The following is a 10,694-nucleotide window of genomic DNA, read 5'->3' on the forward strand; positions in this document are numbered from 1 at the left end:
AGGAAAGTACTAATTTATCGTCATCCAAGGCGTCATGATTCTTATGGAATTGATCCAGTAAGTCTTGGCTGTTCATACCTTCGCGCTGCTTGCCACTGACATCAAGAACAACCTGGCCCTGATGAAGCATCAAGGTTCTATCGCCAACGCTTAAGGCCTGATTCATGCTGTGTGTAACCATTAAGGCAGTTAGTTTTTCGCTACGAATAATCTCTTCGCTTAAGTTAAGGATAAATTTGGCTGTTTTCGGGTCCAGGGCAGCAGTATGTTCGTCAAGCAGTAGTAATTTTGAAGGTTGAAGCGCTGCCATTAGGAGGCTGACCGCTTGTCGTTGACCGCCTGACAACAGTCCAATTTTATCTTCTAAACGATATTCCAGGCCAAGCTCCAGGCTCTTCAACCTATTAATAAAGCTTTGTTTGAACTCTCTTCGAGCGGCTCGCTGTAACCCCCTTCGTGAGGTGCGTGCCTGCGCTAGTGCAAGGTTTTCCTCAATCGTCAGGTCTTCACAGGTGCCAGTTAAGGGGTCTTGGAAGACTCGCGCTATCCATCGGGCTCTTTTATGTACAGGAAGCTTAGTGATGTCTTGATCATCTAAGTGAATTTGTCCTGTTTGAACAGCGACTTCACCAGACAGGGCGTTCAGTAAGGTTGATTTACCTGCACCGTTGCTGCCAATAACTGTAATGAATTGATGCTTAGGAATAGTCAGGTCGATTCCCTTTAATACATGGTTTTCTAAGGGGCTGCCGAGATTAAAACTAACATCTACCTTGCTCATTGAGATCATTGGCCGAACCTCGTGCGTGCTTTAATGGCGCTTTTGATATTTGGGGCAACAATTGCGAGCGTTACCAAAATAGCCGTGATCAAATTGAGATCTTGAGCTTTAAGGCCTAATAATTCACCGTTAAGTGCCACGGCAATAACCAGGCGATAGAGTAGTGAGCCAATCAGGCAGGCAAGGATCCAGCGAAACAGGTTCTTCGGGCCAATCAAGGCTTCGCCGCCTATCACAGACGCAAGGCCGATAATAATGATGCCGACCCCCATGGTTACATCAGCGCTACCCTGACTTTGAGCAAATAAAGCGCCTGCCAGGGCGACAAGGGCATTAGATAGTGACATCCCAAGAATAACCATTAACCAAGTATTGACGCCATTGGCCTGAGCCATTCTGGGGTTAGAGCCTGTAGCGCGCATTGCTAAACCAATTTCACTACGCAGGAACATAAAAAGCAGGGTGAAAGTAATAAGACTAATGATACCGAAGCAAATTGGGTAGGCGACATAATAAGGAATCTCATAAGTAGCAATACTTAGCTTATCTAGCGGGCTTAACAAGGTATCAACGCCGAGCAACGCGATGTTCGGGCCATCCATTATTCGCAGGTTAATGGAATAAAGCGCGATCATAGTCAGGATTGATGCAAGTAAATGCAAAATTTTTAGTTTCACATTTAATATCGCTGTCACTGAGCCTGCAAGGGCGCCGGCTAAGCAAGCGCAGAGCGTCGAGATAAGAGGGTTTACGCCAGCAACAATCAGTGCCGCGGCGACAGCGGCCCCTAAGGGAAAAGACCCGTCAACAGTAAGGTCTGGAAAATCCAGGATTCGAAAAGAAAGAAAGACTCCAAATGCGACCAGCGCAAAAATGAAGCCGGTTTCTAAGGCGCCGAATAAGGCAAAACTATTCAACAAGTGATTTAGCCTTAGAGATAAACTCTGGCGAAAGTGTTATGCCCATACGCTTTGCTGCGCCAGGATTAACAAACAACTCTGTATTCATGACACCTTGAACCGGAATATCAGCAGGTGATTGGCCTTGAAGAATCTGCACAACGATCTTGCCTGTCTGTCGGCCCACTTCATAGTAGTTAAACCCCAAGGCCGCGATGGCGCCACGAGCGACACTATCGGTGTCGCCGGCAAAAACAGGAATGTCTGCTTGCTCAGAAATTTTGATGATACCTTCTACAGCAGAGATGACTGTGTTGTCTGTAGGGAGGTAAATTGCATCAACCTTGCCGAGTAATGAACGAGCTGCAGTTTGCACATCCGAGGACTTGGGGGAGACTGCTTCAATTACTTGAAGGTTCAGCTCTTCAGCATGTTGCTTGATTAGCTTGAGAAGTGAAACAGAATTAGCTTCTCCTGGGTTGTAGATAATACCGAGTTGCTTACTGGCAGGGAGGACCTCTTTAATCATCTCTAAATGCAGTTTTATCGGTGTTAGGTCCGACACGCCTGTAACGTTTTTGCTCGGTTGCTCCCAAGACTTCACCAGTTTGGCTGCAACAGGATCGGTCACTGCGCTAAAAACTATGTTGGTATTTCTGGCAGAGGCAACCGCAGCCTGGGCTGAAGGGGTGGCGATAGCTACAAATACGTCCGGCCTGTCGCCTGCAAATTTTTTGGCTATTTGGGCTGCAGTTGCCGGTGCGCCTTGTGCACTTTGGTAATCCCACTTAAGATTTTCTCCGTCTTTCCAGTCATGCTCGGCGAGGACATCCTTAACGCCCTTTCTCACTGCATCAAGGGCAGGGTGCTCAACAATCTGGGTGATTGCAACGTGCTTACTTTCTGGAGTGGCAAGCGTATTAAAGGATAGAAGGCTCGCTAGATATGATACTAGCAGTAGGTTGAATAGAGACTTGCGGGGCCAGGATAAGAAGTGTTTCATTAATTGCATCCATCAAATTATTGTCATGAAGCGATAAAAGTGGCTAAAGCTTCTTATTTTTTGCATGGTAATCAATCGTTAGCTTGCGGCCAAGCGATTCTGGGAGGATAATGCCTGTTTAGATTATGTACAGCTAAAGGCAACTATTCGAATAGGGGTAATATTATTCCGTCACAGCCCATGCTGAACATAGGATCAGGAATGTTAAGGTCAGGGTGACCGTTGTGGTATGGAACAATTTTGCTTTTATTAGTCTGGTTTGCGCTCTATTGAGTACAGCCAGTGCAGTACTTTGCTTATCGGCAAAACGCCAGGGAGGGTCGATTCTTTTTGGCCTAATCTGTACGCTCTTGGCTCTCTGGTCTTTTAGCTTGTTCGTTGGAATGTCTACCAACGAGCCTTCACAAGCTTTGTTTTGGGCACGTTGTGCTAACTCAGTCGTGTTATTCCTTCCGGTCTTGTTGTTTCACTTTGTTGTAAGCTTTGTGGGTAAGCAACATGCCTACGAGCGTGTTTCTTTCTCATACTATCTTTTATCGCTTCTCTATTTGAGTTTGATATTTATCGCTCCAGAGCATTTTCTACACAGTCCCAGCTTTCGTTTTGATGCTTTCTGGTTCCCTGTAGGGGGGAACTTGTTCTATCCGTTTCCGGTATTTTTTGCCGGGATTATTGGGCATACTCTATATGTCCTACTGCAAGAGAGAGCCGAAACAACCCGCTCAGGTAAGTTAAAGTTAGACTATCTGATCATGACGATTGCCCTGGGTTTTTTAGGGGGTGGGATGACGCTTTCTCTTGAGTTTGATATCAATATACCGCCTTATGGCTTACTTTCAGTCGCCCTTATGGTGGTGATATCTACCTACGCAGTATTGAAACATGACCTACTTGAACTGCCCGAGACGCTGAGTTTTGTTATCACGCGTTTGATGATTTACATTTGCATCGTTGGTTTCGTGGTTTTAATGCTTAAAGGTGGCATCTTTATAGATCAAGCGTATTTGAGTGTTTCTCAGACTGTATTTCTGGTTCTTATCACCATCTGTTCCTGTGAATTTTATGCAGCGATGAAATCTCGCTTACAAGCGTTTTCAGATAAAGTCCTGGTTCGTCAGAAACTTGATGCTGAGCGGCACTTTCGAGACCTAATGTATCAGCTAGATCAATCTGATGACTTTGAGTCGATGTTGCCAATTCTTCGGCAGTTTTTTGAGCAACAAAGCTATATCCATCACTATGCATGGTATTTGGATAGGGTTCTATTGGAGCGAACTTTATCCAGGAAAGAGTTGGAGCGCTTTGATGCGAATGACCTGAGCGCTGAGAGAAACTATCAACGCATACTATTTAGCGGCAGTGATGGACGCCGCCATGATCGTTTACCCTCTTCTATAAACGTGCACCTGCAGGGTGAGGCTGAGGAAAGAACGCTTAACGCCCAAATGGTTGAAATTATGTCAACTGAGCAGCTCGATGCTGCCTATGATTGGGTCGAAATGGTGCCGGGACGCGAGATGCTGGGTTTGCCTGTTGTTGCAAATAGTGACTTTAGGGGAATGCTCTTAGTCGTCGTCAGTAAATCTGACATGCGTTTGAAAGATCAGTCGAGGTTACAGGCTTTGTCGTCTAAATTGGGTCGACTCATTGAGCGTGTAGAGTTTTTTCGCCGTCAGGCTTTCCAGGAGCAGCGCTTCTTATTTCAAAAAATGCAGAGTTTGCAGTCTTTGGCCGGTAATATCGCCAATGACATGAGAGGGCCTTTAGATCAATTACATGCCTTTGTTGAACATGCTGCATTGGTACGAGCGGAGCTAAAAGATGAGAGATATTTAGATAGTCCCTATAGCCAAGCTCATGTGGCTATCGCGCGAAGTGCTCAGGTGATCGACATGAGTCTAGGTCTGGTGAAGGATGAACCCATCGATGTAAGTACCTTCAAGGTGCTTTCAATTCAGAGTGTAGTAACGAAGAGTTTGGCAGAGTATGTGTTTATGCCAGGAGAGCGAGAGAGAATACGAACAGACTTACGCCAAGACTTCTTGTTCAAAGGTGATGAATGGTTATTGATTTATGCTTTGTTTAACATACTAAAAACGGCCATCAATCACTCTGTCGTGGCTAAAGGCGAAGAGATCACTATTGATAGTCGGGTTGAGGGTGGCCGTAATGTATTATTATTGCGTTATAAAGAAGGTGTTCAGCGTTCTCAGCTAGAAGGTTTAAGAGTTGTGGATGAAGATTCATCTAACCTTGATCTGGCGACCGTCTATTATCGACGGGTCATGAGCGCTTTAGGGGGGGCGATAAGTTATTCCACTGACTCGGAGCAATGCACCGAAATTCTATTGGTTTTCCCCTGTTTAAGAACGGGAGGCGGTGATAGTGAATCGATTCTGGATGAGCTGAGCGTTGCTCCTTAGCACTCTATATCTCTGCGTTTTCTTGAACTAAGACAATCAGCTTTTTGGGTCCATGAGCGCCATAGGCTAGTGTTTGTTGTATATCTGCTGTTTTCGACGGGCTGGAAATAAACAAAACATTGCTTGGCATTTTCTCGCATTGACCCCAAGGTTCATCATTGAGCAAACTTGATAAATCCGGGTAGATTTGATCCTCTTGTAGTAGCACTAGATGTATTGGTGGCACAAGCGACATCATTCTAGGTTCGTCTTTATTTGGCAGCAGCAATAAGGTTCCGGTTTCGGCTATTGCTCCCTGTGCAAGGGTGATGCCGATATCGATGTTATGGAATAAGGTTTCCCGAAGGGTTTCATAAGCTTGTGAGTAGCGTGTAATGCTGATGTTATTATTATGAAGGCGCAGAGCTTGTTCAATTTCGCTTTGGTATGCAAGATTATTCCCTAATAAGCAGTGCTTGGCTTTTTCTCTTTCCATGATGTCAGTAAGTGTTGTTTTCCACTTAAACGCGCTAACTCGATGTACTTCTGCGTGATTTTCTTCTAGTTTTGAGATCAGCTGCCTAAGCAAATCTTCAGCTTGAACAATACCACTACGACTTCTATGGGAGCTAGGCAAACCCTCGCGTTCTGGTGCTTTAAAACCCTTGGAGCGTTTTAGGCGTGAGAGTATGTTCAGTTTAGCTTGGTTCATTGGCGTGGCTCCTTGCTTTGTCCATCAAATTTTTGATGGCTATGCTTTAGCCTCTCGTGAAGGGTACGTGCACTTGGGCGAGCCGGTGTTCGGGTATTGCGCCATGCTTTTGGGTAGCAAGTGCTGATGAAAGGTAAGGCGCCCATGAGCTTGGTGACTAGGCGATAGAGTTTGGGGTGGGTATGGATCACTTTCCACAAACGCCAGATCCACGATTCTACCTTTAGCGTCGAGCCAGTAGCTTGTTGTTTGTTTCTCAAACTACGGATAAGTTGAGGCAGTTTAATATCTACTGGGCAGGCTTCCCCGCAGGCGCCATTAAGGGAGCAGGCATTTAGAAGCTCCCCATGACTTGCCATACCCTTAAGTTGAGGCATAACAACCTGCCCAATAGGGCCGGGGTAGGTTGTGCCGTAAGCATGTCCGCCTATTTTGGTATAGACCGGGCAGTGATTCATGCATGCACCACAGCGAATACAAGCGAGAGTGGTTTTCAGCTCCGGATCTTGTTGGATGAGTGAGCGGCCATTGTCGAGAATAATTAAGTGAACTTCCTCGGGGCCGTCAAGTTCTCCTGCTTGACGCGGGCTGCTAATCAAGTTGAGGTAGCTGGTGATATGTTGGCCGGTTGCGGAACGAGTGAGAAGGCGTTGTAGTGTTGGTAGTTCTCTCAGGCTTGGAATAACTTTTTCCAGGCCCATAATTGCAATGTGCACCGGAGGAGCTGTGGTAGATAAGCGTCCATTACCCTCGTTTTCTACCAGGCAAAGCGTACCTGACTCGGCAGCAGCAAAGTTGACGCCCGAAATGCCAATGTCTGCTTTTTCAAATTTATCCCTGAGGATTCTTCTACCCAGACCAATCATGCCATCAACGTCGTTCGGGTCGCATTTCAACTTGAGCTTCTTTTCAAATAGTTGAGCAATTTCCTGTTTGTTTTTGTGGATGGCGGGCATGATGATATGAGACGGTGTTTCATCGGCAATCTGCACAATGTACTCCCCCATATCCGATTCAATGGCTTCAATATTATGGCTCTGGAGGAAATTGTTCAATTCGATTTCTTCGCTCGCCATCGACTTTCCTTTGATAACAAGTTTGGCTTTGCGACGTTGTGCTATGTCGAGAACAATTTGGTTAGCTTCGATCCCGGTTTCTGCCCAATGTACCTGAATGCCGTTATTGCTACATTGTTGTTCTAGTTGCTCTAGCAGTTCAGGTAAACGCTCGACGACGTTCTGTCTTATTGCTGCACCTTGTTCTCTAAGGGTTTGCCATTCCTCTTCATCACTGAAGGCTTGTTTGCGTTTATTGCGTAGAAAGTCCATGGCGCCGCGGAAGTTGGAGCGTAGCTGCGTATCTTCTAGTGCGCTTTTTATGCGAGTGGCGAAGTTTGAGTGCGCGTCGTCAGTCATGTTGTATTCCAAAACGCTGAGCAATAAATCTCGCGATATGGGTGCAAGGACGCTTGTCGCCTGAATGCTTGATATGTCCGCTAATATTCAAAAGGCAGCCACAATCACCGCTTAATATAGACTGAGGATTTGGTGATAGTAAGTGCTCACATTTGTCTGCTGTCATGGCGGCAGAAATCTCAGGAGACTTGATAGCAAAGGTTCCCCCAAATCCGCAGCACTCCTGCTCTAGTGTTGGTAAGGATACCTCGACGCCATCTAGCTTTCTTAGAATTGATAGCCATGGTTCTGCGACTTCCATCTCCCTAAGGGCGCTACAGGATCGGTGAAGACTGATATGAGTGTGGGAGCTGTCGCTTTGCTTATTGTATGGGAGGATGGGCTCTAGAAACTCGATAAGCTCGTAGGTTCTCGAGCTCAGCTCTATTGCTTGTTTATGCTCTGTGGAACCCGTGTCGAAGAGAGTCGGGTAGTGATGCTTGATCATGGCCGCACAAGAGGCTGAAGGTACGATAACAGGTAACTTTTTGTCGGAAAAAACCTGAATGGTGTGCCAGGCGACATCTTTGGCTGGGCTTGCTTCACCCGAATTATAGGGAGGCTGTCCGCAGCAGGTTTGCGCTTGAGGAAATACTATTTGATAATTACATAGTTCAAGCAGAGCAATCGCATCCATACCTGATTCCGGGTAAAAGGAATCTATTAGGCAAGTTCCAAAGAGGTAGGCCTGTTTACTCTGCATGAGATTTTTTCGAAGTACCGTTAAGGATATGGAGGTCGATCAGGCCAATTTCATCCCAGTCGCTGTTTTTAGCAACCTCAAAGCCGTTTTCAACAAAAATATACTTGAGAAGCTTTTCCCCTTCGTCATCTTTAATCATATTCACAAACGCCCGCTTTAACTTGGTGAGCGAGAAAAAATCGACGCGAGGGTGTGCGATAAGAGGGTAGGGAGAAAACCCGGGGCTGTCCCAGAGCATTCTCAGGCGACTACGTATTTCAGGGGGGAGTGCTCTAAAGCTCTCATCAGTTCCGCCACCGGCGATGTAATCCCCATTAGCGACGCCTTTGTAGACCTCTGACTGACTAGATAAAAACTGGGGGATGATATCGAAGTTAAGTTTATTCAGGCTTTCTCTCGGCACTACGCTGGCGGCAAAATCTAGCAAGCCAGGAAACGCAATGGTTGCATTTCTTAGTTCTGCCAAGGTCTTAATTGGTCCAGTTTTCTTAACGAATATTAGCCCTCTGATTGGCTGTGACTTGCGTTTGACCTGGGCCTGGTAGCCCGGAAACTCTTTAAATGCATGAAACTGCAAAGGGGTAGTGTAGGCAAGGTCGTAATGCCCTTTGGCCAGTTTTAATTCAAAATCGAGTTGGCTGCTGGCAGCTTCATATTTAAGTTCAATTCCCGAGGCTTGTTCCAAAAAAGAAATTACGTTTTGCCATGCTACTGTTTTAGTAGGAAGAGAGCTGCTTGATGTTGCATAGCTGAGTTGTTGGTCTAGCTTCTTTTGTTTCACCGCAAACTTGCTTTTTTTCTTAACGATCTGTTTTTCAAGAGCTTCCAGTTCGGCAACGGGTTTGGGGAACGAGGGCGCAACGCCGACAATTAAAGGTTTGGCATGTAAGGCTGAACTTAATGAAAAGGACAGTATAAATAATAGGCTTGAAACCACGGCTATTGCTGAGCACGAAAAGCCTGCTTTCGACTTTTTCAGAGCGCTGGGCACTATTGAATTGTCATGAGTTTGGGGGTGGGGGCGATACACGAATTAGCTCCATTTTTTGGCTTATGTTTATGATAAAAGACAATGTCAGCCTCTGCCAGGCCAGGTACTATAAATTTAATTTAGCTATGAGGCCTTTGCAGAAGAGATATTAGCTGTGATTGAACGCACATTTAGTTTGAGTGAAACCTCGCTTTCTGGTAATCTGGCGCCCCATCTTGAGATGAAAATCTCCCCCTTCTACATAAATATTTGAGTTAACTGAACTTTGCGTGGCGCAAGGTATGGAAAGCTCTTTGTCTGAGATATTGACGGGATTTGCATGACACGTTTTATTTTCGTGACAGGTGGTGTTGTATCCTCCTTAGGGAAAGGCATCGCTTCAGCTTCATTGGCTGCTATTTTAGAAGCTCGAGGGCTGAAAGTAACAATGCTTAAACTGGACCCATATATAAATGTGGATCCAGGCACGATGAGTCCTTTTCAGCACGGTGAAGTATTTGTTACCGAAGACGGTGCCGAAACTGATTTGGATTTGGGGCATTATGAGCGCTTTATTCGAACCACGATGTCCAAGCGAAATAACTTTACGAGTGGTCGAGTCTATGAAGACGTCATTCGCAAAGAGCGACGTGGCGATTATCTAGGTGGAACAGTCCAGGTAATTCCTCATATCACTGATGAAATCAAACGCCGCATCGTTGAAGGTGCTAACGGCTATGATGTCGCCTTGGTTGAAATTGGCGGCACAGTTGGGGATATCGAGTCGCAACCCTTTTTGGAAGCAGTGCGACAGTTAAAGATTGAAGTGGGCTCCCAGCGTGCGCTGTTTATGCACTTAACTCTAGTGCCTTATATTGCAACCGCAGGTGAGACCAAAACCAAGCCGACCCAGCATTCCGTAAAAGAAATGCGCTCTATCGGTATTCAGCCCGATATTCTGGTTTGTCGCTCTGATCACGAGATTGATGCATCATCTCGCCGCAAGATTGCTTTGTTTACCAACGTAGAAGAGCGCGCCGTTATCCCATTACAGGATGCAAACAGCATTTACCTGATTCCACGTATGCTGAATGAACATGGTTTGGATCAAATTGTCGTAGAACGATTTGGTCTGGAGTGTGATGAGGCCGATCTAACAGAGTGGGATTCAGTGGTTGAAGCTGAATCCAGTCCGGAAAACGAAGTAACCATTGCCATGGTAGGCAAGTACATGGAATTACTTGACGCTTATAAGTCTCTAATCGAGGCGCTTAAGCATGCAGGAATTCGTACGCGCACCAAGGTTAATATTGAGTATATTGATTCCGAGAGAATTATAGATGAAGGTACTGCCGTTCTAGAGTCAGTGGACGCAATTCTAGTGCCCGGTGGTTTTGGTAATCGTGGTGTTGAAGGTAAAATTCAGACAGTTAAGTTTGCGCGTGAAAACAAGGTTCCATATTTAGGTATTTGTTTAGGTATGCAGGTTGCTGTCATTGAATATGCTCGTCATGTCGCTGGTTTGGCTGATGCGCATAGTACTGAATTTGATAAAGGCTGCGAAAACCCGGTAGTAGGTTTGATCACTGAATGGAAAGATGCCAGCGGAGCTGTAGAGCAACGTGATGCGGGTTCAGACTTGGGCGGAACCATGCGCTTAGGTGCTCAGGAGTGTAATCTGGTTCAGGGTTCTAAGGCTTTCGAAAGTTATGGCAAGCCAGTGATCATTGAACGTCATCGTCACCGTTATGAAGTGAATAATAATATTCT

General features: G+C 45.8%; 9 protein-coding genes. 2 read left to right on the forward strand and 7 right to left on the reverse strand.

Annotation, left to right across the window (positions count from 1 at the left end):
• From A3735_RS22745 to A3735_RS22755, 3 genes are all read right to left on the reverse strand, one after another.
• Positions 1 to 790: ABC transporter ATP-binding protein (locus tag A3735_RS22745; RefSeq protein ID WP_068516793.1), on the reverse strand; the 790-nt coding region annotated here is incomplete at its 3' end.
• Complete coding sequence (locus A3735_RS22750) at positions 787 to 1,701, reverse strand: ABC transporter permease (RefSeq protein WP_068516795.1); 915 nt, start codon at positions 1,699 to 1,701, stop codon at positions 787 to 789. The genes A3735_RS22745 and A3735_RS22750, both read right to left, overlap by 4 nt.
• Positions 1,691 to 2,683 (reverse strand): ABC transporter substrate-binding protein, encoded by a 993-nt coding sequence (locus A3735_RS22755; RefSeq protein WP_068516798.1) that lies wholly within the window; start codon positions 2,681 to 2,683, stop codon positions 1,691 to 1,693. Before A3735_RS22755 ends, A3735_RS22750 begins: the two co-directional genes overlap by 11 nt.
• Positions 2,684 to 2,907: 224 nt before the next feature.
• On the opposite strand from A3735_RS22755, the gene A3735_RS22760 reads away from it, so the two are divergent.
• Positions 2,908 to 5,106, forward strand: a complete 2,199-nt coding sequence (locus A3735_RS22760; RefSeq protein WP_197475715.1) for a histidine kinase N-terminal 7TM domain-containing protein — start codon at positions 2,908 to 2,910, stop codon at positions 5,104 to 5,106.
• 4 nt (positions 5,107 to 5,110) lie between these two features.
• Here A3735_RS22760 and A3735_RS22765 read toward each other — a convergent pair whose 3' ends face one another.
• Genes A3735_RS22765 through A3735_RS22780 form a run of 4 tightly spaced genes read right to left on the reverse strand, consistent with a single transcriptional unit; the run spans position 5,111 to position 8,891 of the window.
• The gene (locus A3735_RS22765; protein ID WP_068633692.1) at positions 5,111 to 5,797 is read right to left on the reverse strand and encodes a lactate utilization protein; all 687 of its coding nucleotides are present in this window, start codon (positions 5,795 to 5,797) and stop codon (positions 5,111 to 5,113) included.
• On the reverse strand, positions 5,794 to 7,212 hold the full coding sequence (locus A3735_RS22770; RefSeq protein WP_068514109.1) for a LutB/LldF family L-lactate oxidation iron-sulfur protein: 1,419 nt from the start codon (positions 7,210 to 7,212) through the stop codon (positions 5,794 to 5,796). The genes A3735_RS22765 and A3735_RS22770 overlap by 4 nt, the downstream gene beginning before the upstream one ends.
• On the reverse strand, positions 7,205 to 7,954 hold the full coding sequence (locus A3735_RS22775; RefSeq protein WP_068514112.1) for a (Fe-S)-binding protein: 750 nt from the start codon (positions 7,952 to 7,954) through the stop codon (positions 7,205 to 7,207). Before A3735_RS22775 ends, A3735_RS22770 begins: the two co-directional genes overlap by 8 nt.
• A complete protein-coding gene (locus tag A3735_RS22780; RefSeq protein ID WP_068514114.1) occupies positions 7,944 to 8,891 on the reverse strand; it encodes a phosphate/phosphite/phosphonate ABC transporter substrate-binding protein in 948 nt (315 codons plus the stop codon). The genes A3735_RS22775 and A3735_RS22780 overlap by 11 nt, the downstream gene beginning before the upstream one ends.
• 373 nt (positions 8,892 to 9,264) lie before the next feature.
• Between A3735_RS22780 and A3735_RS22785 the strand changes: the two genes are divergently transcribed.
• The coding region (locus tag A3735_RS22785) for a CTP synthase (protein ID WP_068638711.1) at positions 9,265 to 10,694 on the forward strand (1,430 nt) is incomplete at its 3' end.

The organism is Oleiphilus sp. HI0061 (assembly GCF_001635675.1).

Bases quoted from the DNA above. Each gene is read 5' to 3' on its own strand.
- A3735_RS22775 (WP_068514112.1), bottom strand. From the start codon at position 7,954: ATGCAGAGTAAACAGGCCTACCTCTTTGGAACTTGCCTAATAGATTCC.
- A3735_RS22755 (WP_068516798.1), bottom strand. From the start codon at position 2,683: ATGAAACACTTCTTATCCTGGCCCCGCAAGTCTCTATTCAACCTACTG.
- A3735_RS22770 (WP_068514109.1), bottom strand. From the start codon at position 7,212: ATGACTGACGACGCGCACTCAAACTTCGCCACTCGCATAAAAAGCGCA.
- A3735_RS22765 (WP_068633692.1), bottom strand. From the start codon at position 5,797: ATGAACCAAGCTAAACTGAACATACTCTCACGCCTAAAACGCTCCAAG.